The 20,618-nt window shown below is 43.4% G+C and carries 14 protein-coding genes; 9 read left to right on the forward strand and 5 right to left on the reverse strand.

Annotated elements, in window-relative coordinates; genetic code table 11:
• Positions 1 to 49 precede the first annotated feature (49 nt).
• The 4 genes from V7K46_RS24365 (at position 50) to V7K46_RS24380 (ending at position 9,552) form a co-directional block, all read left to right on the forward strand.
• Positions 50 to 421: a hypothetical protein gene (locus V7K46_RS24365; protein ID WP_335117704.1), complete on the forward strand. Its 372-nt coding sequence runs from the start codon at positions 50 to 52 to the stop codon at positions 419 to 421.
• 373 nt (positions 422 to 794) lie between these two features.
• The gene (locus tag V7K46_RS24370) at positions 795 to 5,732 is read left to right on the forward strand and encodes a response regulator (RefSeq protein ID WP_335117706.1); all 4,938 of its coding nucleotides are present in this window, start codon (positions 795 to 797) and stop codon (positions 5,730 to 5,732) included.
• Positions 5,733 to 5,750: 18 nt separating this feature from the next.
• Positions 5,751 to 6,728: an SDR family NAD(P)-dependent oxidoreductase gene (locus tag V7K46_RS24375; RefSeq protein WP_335117708.1), complete on the forward strand. Its 978-nt coding sequence runs from the start codon at positions 5,751 to 5,753 to the stop codon at positions 6,726 to 6,728.
• A 517-nt stretch (positions 6,729 to 7,245) separates the two neighbouring features.
• The gene (locus V7K46_RS24380; RefSeq protein WP_335117710.1) at positions 7,246 to 9,552 is read left to right on the forward strand and encodes a cation:proton antiporter domain-containing protein; all 2,307 of its coding nucleotides are present in this window, start codon (positions 7,246 to 7,248) and stop codon (positions 9,550 to 9,552) included.
• Positions 9,553 to 9,646: 94 nt separating this feature from the next.
• Here the strand turns inward: V7K46_RS24380 and V7K46_RS24385 are convergent, their stop codons facing one another.
• Complete coding sequence (locus V7K46_RS24385; RefSeq protein WP_335117712.1) at positions 9,647 to 10,621, reverse strand: GGDEF domain-containing protein; 975 nt, start codon at positions 10,619 to 10,621, stop codon at positions 9,647 to 9,649.
• Between the two features lie 441 nt (positions 10,622 to 11,062).
• Positions 11,063 to 11,278 (reverse strand): Hfq-related RNA-binding protein, encoded by a 216-nt coding sequence (locus tag V7K46_RS24390; protein ID WP_273768746.1) that lies wholly within the window; start codon positions 11,276 to 11,278, stop codon positions 11,063 to 11,065.
• A 69-nt stretch (positions 11,279 to 11,347) separates the two neighbouring features.
• Here V7K46_RS24390 and dapF point away from each other — a divergent pair, with 69 nt between their 5' ends.
• Positions 11,348 to 12,187, forward strand: a complete 840-nt coding sequence (dapF, locus tag V7K46_RS24395) for a diaminopimelate epimerase (RefSeq protein WP_335117714.1) — start codon at positions 11,348 to 11,350, stop codon at positions 12,185 to 12,187.
• Here dapF and V7K46_RS24400 read toward each other — a convergent pair.
• The 3 genes from V7K46_RS24400 to ada form a co-directional block, all read right to left on the reverse strand.
• Positions 12,171 to 12,851, reverse strand: coding sequence for a DNA-3-methyladenine glycosylase family protein (locus V7K46_RS24400; protein ID WP_335117716.1), 681 nt, complete (start codon positions 12,849 to 12,851; stop codon positions 12,171 to 12,173). The genes dapF and V7K46_RS24400 overlap by 17 nt on opposite strands.
• A 78-nt stretch (positions 12,852 to 12,929) precedes the next feature.
• Positions 12,930 to 13,244, reverse strand: a complete 315-nt coding sequence (locus V7K46_RS24405) for a hypothetical protein (RefSeq protein WP_335117718.1) — start codon at positions 13,242 to 13,244, stop codon at positions 12,930 to 12,932.
• Positions 13,245 to 13,261: 17 nt separating this feature from the next.
• Positions 13,262 to 14,335, reverse strand: a complete 1,074-nt coding sequence (gene ada / locus V7K46_RS24410) for a bifunctional DNA-binding transcriptional regulator/O6-methylguanine-DNA methyltransferase Ada (protein ID WP_335117720.1) — start codon at positions 14,333 to 14,335, stop codon at positions 13,262 to 13,264.
• 352 nt (positions 14,336 to 14,687) lie between these two features.
• Here ada and V7K46_RS24415 point away from each other — a divergent pair, with 352 nt between their 5' ends.
• The 4 genes from V7K46_RS24415 to V7K46_RS24430 all read left to right on the forward strand — a co-directional run bounded on the left by V7K46_RS24415 (position 14,688) and on the right by V7K46_RS24430 (position 20,536).
• Entirely contained in the window at positions 14,688 to 14,954 is a 267-nt protein-coding gene (locus tag V7K46_RS24415) for a hypothetical protein (RefSeq protein WP_335117722.1), read from the forward strand.
• A 407-nt stretch (positions 14,955 to 15,361) separates the two neighbouring features.
• Positions 15,362 to 17,908: a sensor histidine kinase gene (locus V7K46_RS24420; protein ID WP_335117724.1), complete on the forward strand. Its 2,547-nt coding sequence runs from the start codon at positions 15,362 to 15,364 to the stop codon at positions 17,906 to 17,908.
• Between the two features lie 63 nt (positions 17,909 to 17,971).
• On the forward strand, positions 17,972 to 19,735 hold the full coding sequence (locus tag V7K46_RS24425; RefSeq protein WP_335117726.1) for a sensor histidine kinase: 1,764 nt from the start codon (positions 17,972 to 17,974) through the stop codon (positions 19,733 to 19,735).
• 483 nt (positions 19,736 to 20,218) lie between these two features.
• Positions 20,219 to 20,536: a hypothetical protein gene (locus tag V7K46_RS24430; RefSeq protein ID WP_335117728.1), complete on the forward strand. Its 318-nt coding sequence runs from the start codon at positions 20,219 to 20,221 to the stop codon at positions 20,534 to 20,536.
• Positions 20,537 to 20,618 lie beyond the last annotated feature (82 nt).

Consider the following 20,618-nt stretch of genomic DNA (forward strand, 5'->3'; position numbering starts at 1 on the left):
TTTGTTGTAATGGGCACATTAAACTTATCCATTACAACAGTATGCATATATGCCTACTCAAGATAAAACCCGCCGTTTGCCCTCTCAATCAATTAGTCAAGATATTAACTCATTACACGGTTTGCAAACTGTCAGTACCTATGATACAACCCGTGCTGATGCCTCTGTAGCAAATTTACTGCAAGCTTATCAGGATATGTTGATGCAGCAACAAGCCGAAACCGAAAAACTAACTTTATTCCGTGCTGCTACCGATGCTGCACGATTAGCAGAATGGGAATTTCACAATGCTATATTAGCGATGAAAGAAGTAATCCGCGGACAATATGGGTCAGATAGCGACGAAGCCCAAGCGGTTGGACTAAAGAAAAAATCAGAGCGCAAGCGTCCCAGTCGTAAAAAGTCAGTTGCGGTGGCGTAATCGCTCGCCCGAAGCGATCGCAAGTTAACACAACAATAATAAAACAGACGCAGTAAACCCGCTTAAAGCGCTAGTTCACTGCGTCTTTTTTGGTAACAATAAGCTTTACTAAGGAAGATACTACACAAACCCCATAGCAAACTCTCCTCCTTCCCCCTGGTTACTGAGCGACTTGTCCTGAGTAAAGCCGTTCGCGCTAGCGTCTTTGAAGGAGAAGGAAGTCGAAGTATACCCTCTGCCTCCTTGCCTTTCCCCCGTTATGATTAGAAGTTAGTATGCATTACGGGTGCAAACCGGAATATAGAGTAACGAATTGCTTTAAGAAAACCTCTTTTAAACACGAAAACCTAGTAAATTCTTTAGAAATAAGGCTATGGCAACCGAACAGTTAACTAGAGACAGCGACAATCTAGATTTAAATCAGCTACTAAGAACGCTGAATGCTGTTAAACAGGGTGACTTCTCGGCTCGGATGCCCATAGACCATACTGGTGTGGCGGGGAAAATAGCTGATACGCTTAATGATATTATTGACCAGAATCAACGGATGGCGGCAGAGTTACAACGGATTGGCAATGTTGTCGGCAAAGAAGGCAAAATTGCCGAACGCGCCTCTCTCGGAGATGTTCGTGGTTCGTGGTCAGATTGTGTTACTTCTGTCAATAGTCTGATTACAGATTTAGTCCAACCAACAACTGAAACTACTCGTGTGATTCGGTCAGTTGCCAATGGTGACTTATCGCAAAAAATCGCCATAGAAATTAACGGCAGACCCCTCCAAGGTGAGTTTCTCCAAACTGCTAATATCGTCAACACGATGGTGGATCAACTCAGTTCCTTTGCTAGTGAAGTGACGCGAGTCGCCCGTGAAGTGGGAACTGAAGGTAAATTGGGTGTGCAAGCCCAAGTTAAAGACGTTGCTGGTACTTGGAAAGATTTAACCGATAGCGTGAACTTCATGGCGGGAAGCTTGACGGCGCAGGTGCGGAACATTGCCGAAGTTACAACTGCGATCGCAAATGGTGACTTATCTAAGAAAATTACTGTTACTGTCAAAGGCGAAATTCTGGAACTCAAGAATACTATCAATATAATGGTGGATCAACTCAACTCCTTTGCAAGTGAAGTGACGCGGGTGGCGCGGGAGGTGGGAAGCGAGGGTAAACTGGGTGTGCAAGCGGAAGTTAAAGGTGTGGCTGGCACTTGGAAAGATTTAACTGATAGCGTGAACTTCATGGCAGGAAGTTTGACGGCACAGGTACGAAACATTGCCGCCGTTACCACCGCCGTAGCTAATGGCGACTTATCTAAGAAAATCTCGGTTGATGTCAAAGGTGAAATTTTAGAGTTGAAGAACACCGTCAACACGATGGTGGATCAACTTAATTCCTTTGCAAGTGAAGTGACGCGGGTGGCGCGGGAGGTGGGAACTGAAGGGAAGCTTGGCGTGCAAGCGGAAGTTAAAGGTGTCGCCGGCACTTGGAAGGATCTCACCGACAGCGTAAACTTCATGGCGGGAAGTTTGACGGCACAGGTGCGAAACATTGCCGAAGTTACCACAGCTGTAGCCAATGGTGACCTCTCGAAGAAAATCACTGTCGATGTTAAAGGCGAGATTCTGGAACTTAAAAACACCATTAATACAATGGTGGATCAGCTAAATTCTTTTGCATCAGAAGTTACAAGGGTTGCCCGTGAAGTGGGAACCGAAGGTAAATTAGGTGTGCAAGCCTACGTCAGAGGAGTTGCAGGCACTTGGAAAGATTTGACAGACAACGTTAACTCAATGGCGGGGAACTTGACGGGACAAGTTCGCAACATCGCGGAAGTTACAAAAGCGGTAGCTAATGGCGACTTATCCAAGAAAATTACTGTCGATGCCAGAGGCGAAATTTTAGACTTGAAGAATACCACCAATACAATGGTTGATCAACTCAGTTCCTTCGCAAGTGAAGTAACGCGGGTGGCGCGGGAAGTGGGAACTGAAGGGAAGTTGGGCGGACAAGCGCAAGTCAAAGGTGTTGCAGGGACTTGGAAAGATTTAACAGACAACGTTAACTCGATGGCGGGGAACTTAACAGCCCAAGTGCGCGGTATTGCTAGAGTTGTAACGGCGGTTGCTAACGGTGACTTGAAACGGAAACTGATGTTAGATGCCAAGGGAGAAATTGAAACTTTGGCAGAAACAATCAACGAGATGATTGATACCCTAGCGACGTTTGCCAATCAAGTAACCACAGTGGCGCGGGAAGTGGGAATCGAAGGGAAGTTGGGCGGACAAGCGAGAGTACCTGGGGCGGCTGGAACTTGGAAAGATTTGACAGATAACGTCAACGAACTCGCTGCGACACTTACCACCCAGTTGCGATCGCTGGCAGAAGTTGCTACAGCTGTAACTAAGGGTGATTTAACTCGTTCAATCGCCGTCGAAGCACTAGGTGAAGTTGCCATCCTCAAAGACAACATCAACCAGATGATTGCCAATCTGCGGGAAACAACGCAGAAAAACACCGAACAAGACTGGTTGAAAACTAACTTAGCCAAGTTTACCCGAATGCTGCAAGGGCAGCGAGAGTTGGAAACTGTATCTAAACTAATTCTCTCAGAACTTGCACCTTTGGTAGGAGCGCAACACGGCGTATTCTTCCTGATGGAGTCTGGGGAAAATGCACCGTATTTGAAACTAATTAGTAGCTACGCTTACCGCGAACGCAGACATTTGGCTAACCGCTTCCACTTGGGTGAAGGCTTGGTGGGACAATGCGCTTTAGAAAAAGAGCGAATTCTGCTGACGGAAGTACCAAGTGATTATGTCAAAATTTCCTCTGGTTTAGGAGAAGCCACGCCACTCAATGCCGTGGTGTTACCTGTACTCTTTGAAGGACAGGTGACAGCAGTCATAGAATTAGCTTCCTTCCGCCGCTTTAGCGAAATTCATTTAACATTCTTCGACCAACTTACTGAAAGTATAGCGATTGTCTTGAACACGATCGCAGCATCGATGCGAACTGAAGAATTACTCAAGCAGTCGCAATCTTTAGCTGAAGAACTCCAAACCCAGCAAAGTGAACTCCGGGAAACCAACCAGCGCTTAGAACAACAAGCCCAATCACTCAAAGCCTCTGAGGATTTACTCAAAGGACAGCAAGAGGAATTGCAACAAACCAATGCTGAGTTAGAAGAAAAGGCAGAGTTGTTAGCTACACAGAAGAAAGAAGTCGAGCGCAAAAATCGCGAAATTGAACAAGCAAGACTCTCTTTAGAAGACAAGGCTGAACAACTCACCCTCTCCTCAAAATATAAATCAGAATTTCTCGCCAACATGTCCCATGAACTGCGGACACCGTTAAACAGCTTGTTGATTTTGGCGAAGTTGTTGGCAGATAACATTGATCACAACCTCACCACCAAGCAAGTTGAATACAGCCAGACAATTTACTCAGCAGGTACTGATTTGTTGACGTTAATCAATGACATTCTGGATCTCGCTAAAATTGAATCTGGAACTATGTCAATTGACATAACCCAAATGTCGTTAGCAGAGTTGGGCGAACAGACTGAGCGCACCTTCGGAGAAATAGCTCAAAGCAAAAGACTTGGCTTTGTAATTGAATTTACTCCCGAATTGCCAATCAGCATCAATACAGATGTCAAACGCTTACAACAGGTGTTGAAAAATCTCCTCTCCAACGCTTTTAAATTTACAGAACATGGGGAGGTACGCTTAAAGATTGCGGTAGCGAAGCAGGGATGGAGCAACGACAAGAAAACTTTAAATAACGCCCAGCTTGTGATTGCCTTCTCAGTCAGCGATACAGGCATTGGCATTGCCCCCGACAAGCAGAAAGTGATTTTTGAAGCATTTCAGCAAGCCGATGGCTCTACCAGTCGGAAATACGGCGGTACTGGATTGGGCTTATCAATTAGCCGCGAAATCGCCTATCTCTTTGGTGGCGAAATTAAATTAGTCAGTCAACCCGGTCAAGGTAGCACGTTTACGTTCTATTTACCACAATTAAGTCAACAGTCAAGAGTCCATAGTCAAGAGTCTACATTAATATTTCCTACTCCCAACTCCCCACTCCCTACTCCCTACTCCCTACTCCTAAATGACGATCGCACTACTATTGGTATAGGCGATCGCGTGTTGTTAATTGTCGAAGATGACGTTAACTTTGCGCGTATCCTGATAGAGATGGCGCAACAGCATGGATTCAAAGTAATAACTGCCCAAAACGGCACTACAGGTTTGACACTAGCGCAGCAATTCCTGCCTTCAGCCATTTTGCTAGATATTAAATTACCAGAAATGGATGGTTGGACGGTATTAGATCGCCTGAAACATGACCAAAACACGCGTCACATTCCCGTACATATTATGAGCGTTGAGGAAGGGAGACAACGCGGTTTGCAACTAGGAGCGATCGCATATCTGCAAAAGCCTTTAAACAGTCAGACAATATCCCAGGCGTTGACCAAAATTAAAGGTTTTGTTGAGCGCCAAGTGAAAAATTTGTTAGTAGTTGAAGATGATCATACTCAACGGCTTAGTATTGTCGAGTTGATTGGCAACAACGATGTTTCTACCATTGCTGTTGGTACAGGTGCAGAAGCGCTAGAAGCTATTCGTGCCCAGCATTTTGATTGCCTAGTTCTCGATTTAGGACTACCTGACATGACTGGGTTTGAACTGATCGAGCAGATAAAGCTTCTACCTAACGGCAAAACATTACCAATTATTGTCTACACAGGTAGAGAAATTAGCAAAGCTCAAGAAACAGAACTCAGGCGGATTGCCGAAACAATCATCATTAAAGATGTGCGATCGCCCGAACGTCTCCTTGATGAGACAGCATTGTTTTTACACCGGGTTCAGGCAAATTTACCTGCACCCAAGCGAGAAATACTTGAACAATTGCATTCACAAGACTACTTACTCACTGGCAAAAAAGCCCTAATTATAGACGACGATATGCGTAATATCTTCGCGCTTACCAGTATGTTGGAGCGTTATCAAATACAAGTTTTATATGCTGAAAACGGCAGAGAGGGTATCGCCCTGTTAGAAACTACACCAGATATTGATGTCGTTTTGATGGACGTAATGATGCCAGAAATGGATGGTTACGAAACAACACGCTTAATCCGCCAAAACGATCAATTTCAATCTTTGCCGATTATTGCACTGACCGCTAAAGCTATGCAAGGCGATCGCGATAAGTGTATTCAAGCCGGCGCATCAGACTACATCACCAAACCTGTAGATACTGAACAACTGCTTTCATTATTACGTGTTTGGCTATACCGTTAACCGCAGAGAACAGCAATTATGAAACACCTTGAAGGTAGAGTGGCATTGGTAACAGGTGCTACGCGGGGAATTGGTAGGGGAATTGCTATTGGCTTGGCTGAGGCTGGTGCAACTGTATACGTCACAGGCCGCAGCCTCAACAACTCTTCCAGTGATGCGGTTTCAGGGAGTCTTAGCGAAACCCAATCAGCCATAGAAGAAGTTGGTGGTGTATGCATTCCCGTCCAAGTAGACCACAGCGACGATCAACAGGTGCGTTTACTGTTTGAGCGCATCCAAGATGAGCAGGATGGACAACTCGACCTACTGGTTAACAATGCTTACTCAGGAGTTCAAGCAGTAAAAAACGCCTATGGGCAGCCCTTTTGGGATTGTGAACCAAGTATTTGGGATGCTAGCAACAACGTTGGTCTTCGTAGCCACTATGTTGCGAGTGTTTTTGCTAGCCGAATGATGACCAAGCGGAACTCTGGACTAATTTGCACCATTTCCTCGTGGGCTGGGATATCTTATCTCTTTAATACAGCATACGGTGTTGGTAAAGCAGCTTGCGATCGCCTAGCAGCTGATATGGCTGTTGAACTCAAACCCCATAATGTCGCTTCTGTTTCAATTTGGCCAGGTATTGTTGGGACTGAGCTTTTTTCCCGTTTTGCTTCTGAAATGAATCAAACCAATGCTACTGACCAAAAAAGCTCATTCATCAGTGAGCGCTACAACTGGGAAACTCCCTTATTAACTGGACGGGTGATTGCTGCACTTGCTTGTGAGCCAAATGTCATGCGCCATACAGGACGGGTACAGATTGTTGCCGAATTAGCCAAGCAATATGGAATTGTAGATGAAAATGGCGATCGACCCGCATCGCTTCGCTCTTTACGTTTTGTGCTGCCTGCTGCGTTGCCTGTACTGAGAAAGTACTCATGGCTTATACCTGATATTAAAATGCCGTGGTCACTACTACTATTGAGTGTTGTTAGCTCACCTAAAATTTAATCGACATTGGGGATGGGGCATCCACCTTTGATACTCGTGAACGAGTCTTTTAGCTGCGTTCATCCACCTTTAATACTCGTGAACGAGTCTTTTAGCTGCGTTGATCCACCTTTAATACTCGTTCATCCACCTTTGATACTCGTGAATGAGTCTTTTAGCTGCGTTCATCCACCTTTGATACTCGTGAACGAGTCTTTTAGCTGCGTTCATCCACCTACCCCTTTCAAGGTGGGTAAAAATTTTGGTCAATAAATTCCTCTTTAACCTCTAGTCTCTGTTTTCTCTGTGTCTTTGTGGTTAAATAAATTACTTTTAAACCGCAGAGGCACAGAGAACGCCGAGAAAAAACAATCTTATTTTACTAGTCACCTTGAAAGGACTAGTCCGACAATAAAAACTCCAATTGCCGCCTTAAAAATAATCAAATTTTGTCGCACCTTCACTAAACAAACGGTTTGAGAACATAAAACTTTGTATCCTGAATTAATAGGTCTTAATTAATAGTTTTTTTAAACTGGTGCAAGAAGATTTTAGGCTAATTGTTGATTTAGTTTTAGTTCTAGGCGTTGCAGCCTGCGGCGGACTGTTGGCGGCACTTTTGCGACAACCCGTGCTGCTGGGGTATCTCATTGGCGGGATGATCGTTGGGCCAGCCGGACTGGGACTGATTAAAGAACTTATTCAAGTAGAGACTCTGGCACAGTTCGGGGTTGCCTTTTTGTTATTCGCCTTGGGTGTGGAATTTTCCTTTGCCGAACTCAAGAAGGTAAAAGCGATCGCTCTTGGCGGAGGTGGACTCCAGATTGCTTTGACGATTTTGGTCACAGTTGTGGTATGCGGATTAACCGGAGCCTGGGGAGCCTTACCTGCTAAGGGCATGTTTTTGGGGTGTATTCTGTCCTTGTCTTCCACGGCGGTTGTCCTCAAGTGCTTAATGGAAGATAACGAAACAGAAACGCCCCACGGGCAAGTTATGCTAGGGATTCTGGTAGTACAGGACTTGGCACTAGGACTGATGTTAGCAGTCTTACCAGCCCTTAACCAACCACCAGAAACTATTGGCATCACCGTGCTGACAGCACTACTGTTGATTGGTTTATTTGCCGCCGGGGCAGTAGCTGCGGGGATTTGGCTGATACCACCTTTGTTGCAACTGTTAGCCCGTACTGAAAGCAAAGAACTATTTTTATTAGGGGTTGTAGCTCTATGTTTGGGCATTGCTCTGTTGACAGAGCATTTAGGGCTGTCGATTGAAATGGGGGCATTTGTCGCAGGTTTGATGATTTCTGAGGTGGAGTACGCCGATCAAACCCTGACTTATGTCGAACCCTTGCGAGATATCTTTGCCAGTTTATTTTTTGCCGCCATTGGGATGTTAATCGACCCAGTGTTTTTGTGGAACAACCTAGAATTGATTTTGGTGTTAGTGGCAATAGTTTTCGTCGGGAAATTTTTGATTATCACCCCCCTAGTAAAGCTGTTTGGCTACCCTTTGAAAACAGCGATAATCGCCGGTTTGGGACTGGCGCAAATTGGGGAATTTTCCTTTGTCCTCGCCAGTGAAGGGCAGGCATTGGGGCTGGTGTCCCGACAAATATACTTATTAATTTTGGGAACCACAGCAGTTACTCTCATGCTTACTCCCTTTGTGCTGCGGCTAGTGCCATTTTTATTTAACTTTGCCGAATCAATGCCCTGGTTGAAACCGTATTTAGAAGAACAAGAGGCGCGGGATGTGTCGCAAGATTTGCCCTTCAAAAACCATGTGGTAGTCTGTGGCTATGGGCAAGTTGGCAAAAATTTAGTAAAGTTGTTGCTGCAACATGACCTGCCTGTGGTAGTAATCGACCAATCAGAAAGTAGAATTCAGCGGTTGCGTGAGATGGGTGTGTCTTATGTCTATGGTAATTGCGTGAGTTTACATGTTTTGGAAACTGCTGGCGTGAATCATGCCAAAGGAATGGCGATCGCACTCCCAGATCCAATGAGTAGCCGTCTTTGCTTGAAACGCGCTTTGGAATTGTGCCCAGAATTAGATTTGGTTGTCCGTGCTACCCAGGATAAAAATATTGAGGTGCTGTATCAATTGGGAGCTAGAGAAGTTGTGCAACCGGAGTTTGAAGCCAGCTTAGAAATGGCAACTCATTTATTAACTGGCTTAGGCTTGTTGTCGCCAGTTGTCGTGCAACGGGAAATGCAGCAAATCCGCAACGATCATTATTTAGATTTGCGCCCAGAGCGTTCTGCTACTGAAGTTGCTCGTGATTTCCGCCAAGCAACCCGCGATTTAAATCAGCGCTGGTATCCTTTACCATCTGCTTCGCCGTTAATTGGCATGAGCATAGAAGAAGCAGATATGCGCTACTTAACAGGAGCGAGTTTGATGGCAATTCGCCGCGCTAACGGGGATGAAATCGATTATCCCAATAATCAAACCAAATTGGAAGAAGGCGATCGCTTGCTGATTGTGGGAGCAGATGAAGAATTAGCAGCTTTGGCAGAATTAGCTAAAGGACAAGCTGTTGTTCCCGGAGAAAATAGTGCTTGTCAGTGGATTACAGTTAATGCAGATGCGCCAACGCTAGGTAAAACTCTCAGAGATTTAGATATCGGCAAGCAATATGGAGTACAGGTACAAGCAATCCGACGCGATGGCAAATTTATCCGCTATCCTGATGGCGGTATGGACTTGCAAGTTAGCGACCAAGTATTATTATGTGGTGGCTTAACAGGTCTGAGTCAATTAGAACAGTTATTTGCAGTCGGCACTAAAGTACCCCTTTCTATCCCAGTAGTAAAAGCTAGTGAGGCAGAAACTCTTTAAGCGCTTCTCCCTATGGATAATTTATGGAAGTAATTTAATCAGAAATGAACTAATCCAATTAGCAAATATTGATATGAATAATTGTCCAAAAGTTTTATCGCATTTTATGCATCATGTATAATTCGGAGCTTTCCTGCCTAATCTGTTGGTTTTTCTGCATAACCTCTTGGACTTGCTTCAAAAGCTGTTGGTTTTTCTCCTTAATCTGCTGGGATTTCTGTGTAGACAGCCTTAATTCCTCTCTAATGAGCAAGTTATTTGAGAGGAACTCCTTTGTAAGAGTTGGAATCCGCTTTACTTCTAGATTTTCAGTTTGCTTTTGACCACTGCACACGCGATTGCGTCCTGTTGCCTTTGCCTGATACAATGCTTTATCCGCCTCCACAATTATTTTTTGAAAGTTAGAGTCAAATATAGGAATTTCTGTAGCTAACCCAGCACTCAGGGTTACATAAGGATTAATTTGTAAATTTTCATGGGGAATTGCCGCTTTCCGTACAGCAAAGCAAATTTTTTCTGCAATGTGAGCAGCACCATGTATGTCTGTGTTAGACAAAATTACAGCAAATTCTTCCCCACCATAACGGGTAACTAAATCAGTAGGACGTTGAACAACATCTTTCATGACTCTAGCAATTTTACTAAGACAGCGATCGCCCATTGGATGACCATAGGTATCGTTGTAGGATTTGAAGAAATCTACATCAAAAAGGATGAGGGAAAGGGGCTGTTGTGAGCGTGTCATGCGCCGCCACTCAATATCAAGATACTCTTCAAATCGTCGGCGGTTAGCTACTTGAGTTAAGGAATCGATAGTAGCTATAATATTTAATTGCTGCAATTCTTCATTCTTCGCTTCTAGTTCTTGCTGAAGTTGGCGACACTCTAGTTGTTGGCTGGCTACCAAAAACTGATAGTCCAAAATGCTTAAGCTTTTTTTTTCCACGCAGTCTAAGACCTCTTGCAATGCCTGCTCCCCCAGGAAACATGACTCATCTTGATAGGCGGATGCTAAACAAGCACTAAATCTTTGGCAATAAGAATCAAGATTATCTAAGTCCACAATCATCCTAATCAAATAAAAATTCAATTATATTGAATTTTTATTTGATTAGGATGATTTTATTACTTTTGGAATGGAAAAATCTAAAATGCAAAAGCAAGCGATCGCTATTCTCTGCTAACTTCAGCTAAAAAGCTGTCACTAATGGTCTGTAAAGTCAATACTACTATAGGACTGATATTTTATTTTTGAAATATACGTAGGGTGCGTTATGCCAAAGGCTAACGCACCACCTCTGATTCTAGGTGCGTTACGCTACGCGATAACACACCCTACATCTACTTAGATTTCTTCAAAAATCAAATCGGATTGCTATAGTTTGGGTTCGTAACGTTAAGGATTTTTCGTAATGGTAGTAAAAATGATTTTTACCACTACAAGGTTTTGCTAATCTGGTAAATTTCAACCAGCACCGTGGCAAGGGGCGTTTCAAACGCCGATTTATGACTAACTCTTGGGTTTAATATAAGCGATCGCTTGTTTCCAAACAGTGGTTTGCTGACTGTTTTCATCTGCAATACAGATACAGTGTGGATCTTGCCATAAAACCCTCCCTGTTACCACATCGCCAGTCAGCAACTTAAACTCTACTGGTATTGTTTGTTTAATCAGGTTTTGGACTTGTCTAATACTAGGCAAAGTGGTGTCAAGTTCGGTAAGCATTTTTAGTAAAGATGAACCTACGAGGCAAAATAAAGAGTAACTTATCTTTGATAATTCATCCTTGAGGAAATGGCAATCGAATTTACTAAGTATCATGGTCTAGGCAACGACTTTATTCTGATTGACAATCGCTCGTCATCTTTGCCTGTAGTGACACCAGAGCAAGCTATCAAGTTGTGCGATCGCCACTTTGGCATCGGTGCTGATGGTGTAATTTTTGCCCTACCTGGAGAAAACGGCACTGACTACACCATGCGGATTTTTAATTCCGATGGTTCAGAACCAGAAATGTGTGGCAATGGCATTCGTTGTTTAGCTGGCTTTATAGCAGACTTAGAAGGCGAATCCCGGAATAAAGACTCATATCGCATTCATACTTTGGGTGGTGTAATGACTCCCCAACTCTTATCTGATGGTCTAGTGAAGGTGGATATGGGTTTACCCAGGTTACTCGCTGTTGAAATTCCCACCACTCTTGCACCCGCCGAAGAAAAAGTAATTTCTCAGCCGTTGGAGGTGGCGGGGCAAACTTGGGATGTCACTTGTGTAAGTATGGGAAATCCCCACTGCATTACTTTTGTGGAAGATGTAGCAGCAATTGAGCTAGAAACCATCGGCCCTAAATTTGAGCATCACTCAGTTTTTCCCCAACGCATAAATACGGAATTTATGCAAGTGGTACGCCGTGACTATTTGAAAATGCGGGTGTGGGAACGGGGGGCTGGGATTACATTAGCTTGTGGTACTGGTGCTTGTGCTTCCTTGGTAGCTGGAGTGTTAACCGGGAAATGCGATCGCACTGCCACTATAGAATTACCAGGTGGGCCCTTGCAAATTGAATGGTCAGAAATTGACCAACGGGTTTACATGACAGGCCCGGCTGAACGAGTATTCACTGGGAAACTGTAACCGACTTAGCAGTGGCATTACTCAAGTAGTAGTGCCATAGAAGTCTTGCAGCAACTGCTCGCCACGGTCGCCAGTGCTGTGTCATTGCTTCTAATTGAACTGGTGTTGGCCGCGTCGCCAATCCTTTGAGTTTTTGGAAAGCGATCGCGATCGCTAAATCGCCTTTGGGAAAGACATCAGGACGTTGCAGCGCCATCAGCAAATAAATATCAACTGTCCAGTCTCCTATCCCTTTGAGACACTTTAGCTCAGTTCTGATCGCAGTTTCATCCATTTTTTCCAACTTGTTTAGGTCAAGCTGACCACTTGCGATCGCATCTGCCAGCCCACGACAGTATAGAATCTTTTGCCGACTAAATCCAATTCCTCTCAATTGAACATCATCCAATCTCAGAAAATTTTCTGGTGTCAGCGTTACAACAACCCCACATAGTCGGGTAAATACAGCCTTTGCAGCTGCTACAGAAACTTGCTGTTCCAGAATTATGCATAGAAGCGTAGCAAAACCTGGTTCTCTTTGCCACATAGGTGGAGGCCCCAGTGTTTCTAAAATCCGAGCCAAATCGCTATCGAGATTGGCAAGCACCATTAAACCACGCGTGAGACTTTCTTGAGTCAACGATTCTAGTTCAGGTGTTTGAGCGGCTGTTTTTTCTAATGTCATCTTTGATAAATTGCGATAAAAAAAGGGACTGGGGACTCGTTCATCTCTCTCAAATACTCATTCATCCATCTCAAATACTCATTCATCCACCTCAGAACTCCGTTCATCCACCTCAGAACTCCGTTCATCCACCTCGGAACTCCGTTCATCCACCTCGGAACTCCGTTCATCCACCTCGGAACTCCGTTCATCCACCTCAGAACTCCGTTCATCCACCTCAGAACTCCGTTCATCCACCTTAGAACTCCGTTCATCCACCTCGGAACTCCGTTCATCCACCTCAGAACTCCGTTCATCCACCTCAGAACTCCGTTCATCCACCTCGGAACTCCATTCATCCACCTCAGAACTCCGTTCATCCACCTCGGAACCTCGGAACCTCAAACTTCCCAATCCCCAGTCCCTAATACCTAGTCTTGCGTACAGCGTGACTCTTGTATAAGCAGTTTTTGTTTGCGCTCAATCCCCCAGTGATAACCACCAACACTGCCATCACTCCGCAGGACACGGTGACATGGTACAATCAGCGCTATCGGATTAGCTCCACAAGCATTACCCACCGCGCGGACTGCCTGGGGTTTGGCAATATCACGCGCAATATCAGTATAGGTGCGGGTTTGGCCATAGGGAATTTTCTGTAATGCTTGCCAAACCTGTTTCTGAAATGCTGTCCCACGGACATCAAGTGGCAAATCAAGATGTGCTTTACCTCCGGCAATAAAGTCGAGGATTGCCTGTATCCATTTTTTGTGTGTCTGGTCATCACGCATAATCTGCGCTTGGTGAAATTCCTTGATCAAAGTGTGTTCAAGTTTGTCTGCTTCATCACCTAGTTTAACGGCACAGATACCCTTCTCTGTTGTTGCCACAAGCAAATATCCTAGTGGACATGGAGCGATCGCATAGACAATGCTGATTGTCTTTCCAGCTTGTTGGTAAGTCTTTGGTGTCATTCCCAGCTGCTTAGGTGCTTTCTCATACAGTTGACTACTTGAACCATACCCCGTGTCGTAAACTGCATGAGCAATTTCCTTGCCTGACTGAAGAAGCTGCTTCAATCGTTGGTTACGCAGTGCATCTGCATATTGAAAGGGGGATACGCCAATTATTTGCTTGAATATCCTTTGCAGATAACTGGGACTCATTCCCACCTGAGAGCATAGTTCTGAGAGGGTTGGAATGTGATCAACTTGTGCTTCAATAAATCGACATGCTGCTAAAACTTTGGACTTAGCCGGATTTGGAACTTTTTCAAATTGTGGCTGACATCGCTTACAAGGTCGAAAACCTGCAATTTCAGCTTCTTGTGCCGACTGGAAAAAACAAACTTGATTGTGATTCGGTCTGCGACTAGGGCAAATTGGTCGGCAATAAACGCCTGTAGAGCGAACACCGTAGAAAAGCTTGCCGTCAATTGTCGAGTCTCGATTGAGAACTGCTTCCCAAAGAGTTTCTTTCAAAACTGGTGTCTGTTGTAATTGCATTTATGTCTCCTTGGATGTATTGCAAAGTTTCCACTCGAAAATACCTATTTTTCGTTTTTGCTATTGGTAACTCTGTTTATTTTTTTAGATAAAACTAGATTAAATCTATTGATAAACTACTTTCTATCTGATTATTGCGATCAAAGTTGGCTATATCAGTTTTTTACAGCCTTTTTCATCTATTTAAACCACAATCCCTTGTAGGGTTGCACAGATGTGCATTGGTGTCAACTTGAGTCCAAACCGATTTTAAAACCTCGTTTCCAGCCTCTGGCTATTTTTTTAACGTAGACGCAAAGCGGCTTGCCGCAGGCTACCACAGAGACACAGAGGAAACAGAGAGAAGAAAAAAATGCTTAACCCAAGCGTATTGGATTTTAGCCTCCAAGCCACCATTTATTTAGAAGACAAGAAAGCAGAACTTCTCAATCGATTTAAGTCTTCGGTAGAGACATCAACTTCTGTTAATCTTTATTGCTGGTATATTCCATTTTTTGCTCTCAAGGATAAGATAGTTTTCCGGCGGTTTTTGGAAGCGCTAGACTGGGCTATTCATGTAATTCAATCATCACGATATAATCCCATCATTATTATTGTTTTCAAAATAGCGTCAGTGTAAAGTTATAAAAGCTAATTTAAGACTAGCAGCGTCTTTAAAAGTGTCGTTGTTCACTATTTATAACTAACTTTTTTATCACTTTTTCCTCTTTGTGGGAAAATGGTTCACCCGATTGGGGGAATGCGATCGCCTCATCAGGAACTACTCTGAAAGAAGGCGCTATTTTTATTCTGTTATATCATGTCCGGTAAATTACTTGTGATTTCTGCGTGACCTCTCAAGACCTGCCCCTCCCCTACTAGAGCAGGGGAATCTCTAGCTTTAGCTAGAAGCGAGGTGAGTTCCCTTTATTATGGGCAATTCAGCGGACACGATATTAGCGATTATGCCTACAGAATCAAAACTGTTAAGTTGATTATTCTGGCTTTTAATTGTACATCAATAGCTTGCTATCAAAGGGTCAAAGAGTGGATGACATTGTAACATCGATGTATACACAAAATTGCCAGCAAGAGGCTGTTAACTTGCTCTCAAAACTTGCTGTCAATTTACCAGGAATAATTTTCCAAGTTCTGCAACAGCAGGATGGTTCTGTGTTTGTCCCTTATGTTAGTTCTGGTTGTCAATCTTTGTCTGAAATAGAACCAGAAGCCGTACAGGCAGACTTTCGGGTGCTATACAAACTTATTCATCCACAGGATATAAAAGCCTTTACAGAATCTATTGCTGTTTGTAGTACAAATCTTACACCTTGGCATTGGGAAGGGCGGATCATTACGCCTAGTGGCATTAAGTGGATTCAAGGGACTTCGCAACCCGAACTACAAGGTAACGGCGATTTTCTTTGGAATGGCTTGGTTATGGATATTACAGACCGAAAACTAGCCGAAGAAAAATTGCTTGAGAGTGAGGCGCGCTATAAAGCAATTTTGGATGCTATCCCCGATTTGATGTTTCGCATTAGCCGCGATGGCGAGTATCTAGATTTGAAAAGTGAGGGAGCAAATCTCACTCTTACCAGAGAAGAAATAGTTGGGAAACATGTGCAAGAGTTATTGCCTAGTGACGTTGCAACGATTAGCCTGGAAGCGATCGCTAAAACTTTAGATTCTGGAACTTTGCAAACTTGCGAATATCAACTACCAACGCCTTTGGGAGTCAGAGATTATGAGGCGCGGTTGGTAGTGAGTGGTGAAGATGAGGTACTAGCAATTGTGCGAGATATCACAGAACGCAAACAAGCAGAAATCAGCTTACAAAATCTTGCCCAAAAATTTGCTAAAGCTTTTAGTTGCAGTCCCGATTCAATTACGATTAGCACAATCCAAGAAGGACGTTTCATCGAAGTTAACGACAGTTTTGTGAAACTCTCAGGTTATGAGCGAGATGAAGCAATTGGTAAAACTTCTTTTGAGTTAGATATTTGGGTACATGATCGCGATCGCCTGAAGTTGGTGCAGGAGTTGCAAGGCACAGGAGTCGCTCGGAACTTGGAAGTTGAATTTCGGCAAAAGTCTGGCGAGATAATTACAGCAATGCTTTCAGCCGAAGTGATTGATTTGGATGGTATCTCGTGCATCCTAGCAGTGCATCATGATATTACAGAACGCAAACAGGTAGAAGCGCAATTACGCCTATCAGCACAACGCGATCGCTTGTTGGCAGAAACCCTAGTGCGAATTCGGTCTTCGCTTAATTTAGACCAAATTCTCCAAACCACCGTGACGGAAGTCAGGCAATTTCTGCAAGCAGATCGAGTTTTCATTAGTTTAAATAATGCTAATTTAGGAGTCAGAACTATTGCCGAATCAGTAGATCCCAAGTATCCATCAGTCTTAGGTTGGTCTACTAATGATGAAGCTTATTTACAAGAAGTGCGAAACTTACTAAAAGATAATCTTGTGCGTATCGTTGAAGACATCACACAAATGCCAGTATCTTCCAAAGTAAGAGCGCACTGTCGGAAATTTCAAACGAAGGCTAGCTTGGCTGTACCAATTATGCTAGATAACGAATTATTTGGGGCGTTAATTGCCAATCAATGCTCAGGTTCGCGTCATTGGCAGCCAATAGAAATTGATTTGTTACAGCAGATGTCAGAACAGGTAGCGATCGCCATTCAGCAAAGCCAGATATGCCAAAAACTAGCAGAACTTAACACTAATTTAGAACACCAAGTAGAAGAACGGACAGCACAGTTGCAGCAGAAAATGCAAGAAGTGGAAAAATTGCATCGCGTCAAAGATGTTGTTTTGCATACGGTTGCCCACGATTTACGAACTTCGGTAATGGGTAACTTGATGGTGTTAAAGAATTTGTTAAATCAGGGAGTGGGGGGAGTGCAGGGAGCAGAGGGGCAGAGGAGCAGGGGAGAAATTACAGCAATTTCTCCTCTGCCTCTTTCCCATGCCCAATCCCCAATGCCAGTATCTCGCTCAATAATCGAGCGGATGATTCAAGGCAATGATCGCCAACTGACGATGATTAACTCATTGCTAGAAATTAATTCCTGTGAAAAACAGGGTATTGACATCAAACTCGAACCTGTGCAATTTAGCACCCTACTGGGAGAAACGTTCGCCCAGTTTGAACCCATGCTGACACAAAATCAAGCTACTCTAAAAAATTTGGTTCCCGCCGATTTACCGTTAGTAATGGCAGATGAGACTCGGTTGCAGAAAGTTTTGGCAAATTTAATAGCACATAGTTTGCAAAATAATCCACCAGGATTAAATTTTCTTCTGAGTGCCACTGTTGAGGCCGGAATGATTCGTACTCAGATTCAAGATAACGGTGTGGGAATGAGTAAACTAGAGTGCGATCGCCTCTTCGATCTGCATGTCCGTGATCCCCAAGACTGTTGTTCCACAAGCATTGGCTTAAAAATGTATCTTTGTCGGAAAGTTATTAAGGCACATGGCGGCGAAATCGGTGTTATTAGTAACCGCAAGCGCGGGTTAACTTTCTGGTTTACATTACCTTTGGCAACTTCATCCGCAACAAATCGCCCATAAATCACCAAAAAATGAGAGGGTGTTATTTATGGCAATGTTGAGTAAGGGAAACACCCTCAAGGTATGGGCAAAGTTGGTCGGATGCTAATGGCTACTCCATTTACAACAGTGCAAAGCTGGTGGAGAAAAACCTTTTCTGCACCAACAACAGATGAAACCACTACTTTTTACAGAACTTGGCGTAACCGTTTTTTGTGGCAGAGATTACGTTTATGGTTATGGTTGGCGCTGATCTGTCTGTTGTCTTTTACTTTGCGAGATATTTACGGCTTGTTTTTCCCTTTTCAAGAGTTGGAGAAGCTGCCAGAAGTACTTAGAACTCAACGCCTTGTAATCAATATTGCAATGCTCCTGAGTATACTGATCTGCTTTGCTTTACATAAAACTAAATTAGGTCGTGAGCGTCCAGATTTATTATTTTTGGGGTCTTCTTGGGCAATTAGTTTAGCATCCCAGTTGTTTGCAACTCTTAGAGGTTTCGCACTACCCGATACCTTCGGCTGGTCACTGCTGTTTTTGAGCCAAGCTGTGTTGATGCCTATCTGCTGGATTATTCACTTGCTGACTCAAGTGAGTGTGCTGGTTTACTATTTTGGTGTGAATACGGCACTTGGGCTAAAAACACTAACCCCTGAACACCCAGAAATATATAATGTAACGTTCATTTTATACATTTTTTGGTTTTGTATTATATGTGACATTGGTGTTTATCTATACGATCGCCTGCAACGTTCTGAGTTTTACGCCCGTCAAGAACTGGAATCTGCCTACCAAAAGCTCAAGGTTGCAGAAGCTAAATATCGCAGCATTTTTGAAAACGCTGTTGAAGGGATTTTTCAAAGCAGTCCCGATGGACGTTATATTACAGCAAATCCGGCTTTAGCACGCATTTATGGCTACTCTTTCGCGGAAGAGGTGACAGCAAATTTCACTGATATTGAACATCAACTGTATATTGATCCGAGCCGCCGAGCAGAATTTGTGCGCCTGATGGAAAAGTATGGCAGTGTTTCTGAGTTTGAGTCCCAAATTTATCGCCGAGACGGGAGTATTGTCTGGATTTCAGAAAAAGCCTATGCAGTGCTTGATGAACAAGGAAAACTGCTTTATTACGAAGGTTTGATTGAAGACATTACCCAGCGCAAACAAACTGAAGAAGAATTACGAGTATTTTTCCATGCAGTTTCCCACGACTTACGCAACCCAGTACTGGGTACTTTAATGGTGCTGAAAAATTTGCTTGCACGTCCAGAGGATAATATTTCGATTTCCCGCTCCATTTTAGAGCGGATGATTCAAAGTAGCGATCGCCAATTGAACTTAATTAATTCGTTGATGGAAGCTCATGTCAGCGAAGTGCAAGGTGTTGTTTTACAACGTCAAGCCGTACAATTACTTACAGTTGTCGAAGCTGCGATCGCTGATTTAGAGCCATTGTTAGAGCAAAATCAAGCCAAGCTGATAAATCTGGTGTCCGCAGATTTGCCCTTAGTGAATGCTGACCCCACGCAACTATGGCGAGTTTTTTCTAACTTAATTGTTAATGCTCTGAAACATAATCCCCCAGAATTACTTATGACAATCAACGCTATCCGTAAGGATGACAAAATTTATTGTACTGTTAGTGATAACGGCGTGGGAATTAGTCAACAAAGCGATCGGCTTTTTGACCTTTACTTTCGGGGTGCAAGTATCCGCAATTCTGTAAGTTTGGGATTGGGCTTGTATTTATGTAAGCAAATCATCAATGCTCACGGCGGCGAAATTGGGGTAAATAGTGCATTCGATGCAGGGGCAACATTTTGGTTTACCTTACCTATTAGCTGATACCAATTCTCTAGGACTAGCCCTTTCAAGGTGACTCGAAAAATCTCGTTTTTTCTCTCTGCGCTACGGGCAGTTTGCTCAAGTCGGGAAACCCGCCCACGCAACTGCCCTCCTCTGTGCCTCTGTGGTTTAAAAGTAATTTATCTAACCACAGAAACGCAGAGAACACAGAGGTAAGAAGTTAAAAAGAGGTTTTTTGACTAACATTTTTACCCACCTTGAAAGGGGTATTCTCTAGGACTTACGCATTGACAAAAAATGCTATATATGTACGTTAACCTCTCCTATACCTGTTTGTAGATGAAACTTATTTTTAAACAGTACTATTTTAACACTTTGTCAATGCGTAAGTCCTACTTTCTTACTTTTCAGACATCCTGTGATTTAATTCCGTAACTTAGAAACTTACACTTGTATAAGTAAATAGAAGTTCTGCTTATGTTCTCTAGGTTCAGAATCCTATTAAATCCAAAAGTTACTCAAATGCTCAATAAGCCCAGTACTATTATTTCTACTATTGCTACTTTTTCTGCTTTAACTCTTTCTATGTTTACTCCGTCAGCTTTTGCCACTTCTAGAATTCTTGCTGTGAAGAACTGTATGGCATATAACTTTGATGGGGAGTCAGTTAACACAGTAAGAATTGGTGAAAAATATACTCTTAAAGGTATTAGACGTTTTTCTGATGGTGAACAGGGAGCCGTTCTATTCGTTCATGATTATCGACAAAATAGAAATGGTTTTGTAGTTGTCCGTGCCAATTGTTTTAAAAGGAATAGACAAGGGGTTATACGTTATTAGTTCTCATTGAATAATTGTGGGGGCGGGGGTAGCTGCGTTTTCGCGTTTCCAACATAACCCCCATTAATATAGGTCAAATCTG

This window comes from Nostoc sp. (genome assembly GCF_036917395.1).
In the GTDB taxonomy this organism is placed as follows: Bacteria; Cyanobacteriota; Cyanobacteriia; order Cyanobacteriales; family Nostocaceae; genus Nostoc.

Coding starts and splice junctions, on each gene's coding strand:
- V7K46_RS24365 (WP_335117704.1), top strand. CDS start 50: ATGCCTACTCAAGATAAAACCCGCCGTTTGCCCTCTCAATCAATTAGT.
- V7K46_RS24370 (WP_335117706.1), top strand. CDS start 795: ATGGCAACCGAACAGTTAACTAGAGACAGCGACAATCTAGATTTAAAT.
- V7K46_RS24375 (WP_335117708.1), top strand. CDS start 5,751: ATGAAACACCTTGAAGGTAGAGTGGCATTGGTAACAGGTGCTACGCGG.
- V7K46_RS24385 (WP_335117712.1), bottom strand. CDS start 10,621: ATGATTGTGGACTTAGATAATCTTGATTCTTATTGCCAAAGATTTAGT.
- V7K46_RS24390 (WP_273768746.1), bottom strand. CDS start 11,278: ATGCTTACCGAACTTGACACCACTTTGCCTAGTATTAGACAAGTCCAA.
- dapF (WP_335117714.1), top strand. CDS start 11,348: ATGGCAATCGAATTTACTAAGTATCATGGTCTAGGCAACGACTTTATT.
- V7K46_RS24400 (WP_335117716.1), bottom strand. CDS start 12,851: ATGACATTAGAAAAAACAGCCGCTCAAACACCTGAACTAGAATCGTTG.
- ada (WP_335117720.1), bottom strand. CDS start 14,335: ATGCAATTACAACAGACACCAGTTTTGAAAGAAACTCTTTGGGAAGCA.
- V7K46_RS24415 (WP_335117722.1), top strand. CDS start 14,688: ATGCTTAACCCAAGCGTATTGGATTTTAGCCTCCAAGCCACCATTTAT.
- V7K46_RS24425 (WP_335117726.1), top strand. CDS start 17,972: ATGGGCAAAGTTGGTCGGATGCTAATGGCTACTCCATTTACAACAGTG.
- V7K46_RS24430 (WP_335117728.1), top strand. CDS start 20,219: ATGCTCAATAAGCCCAGTACTATTATTTCTACTATTGCTACTTTTTCT.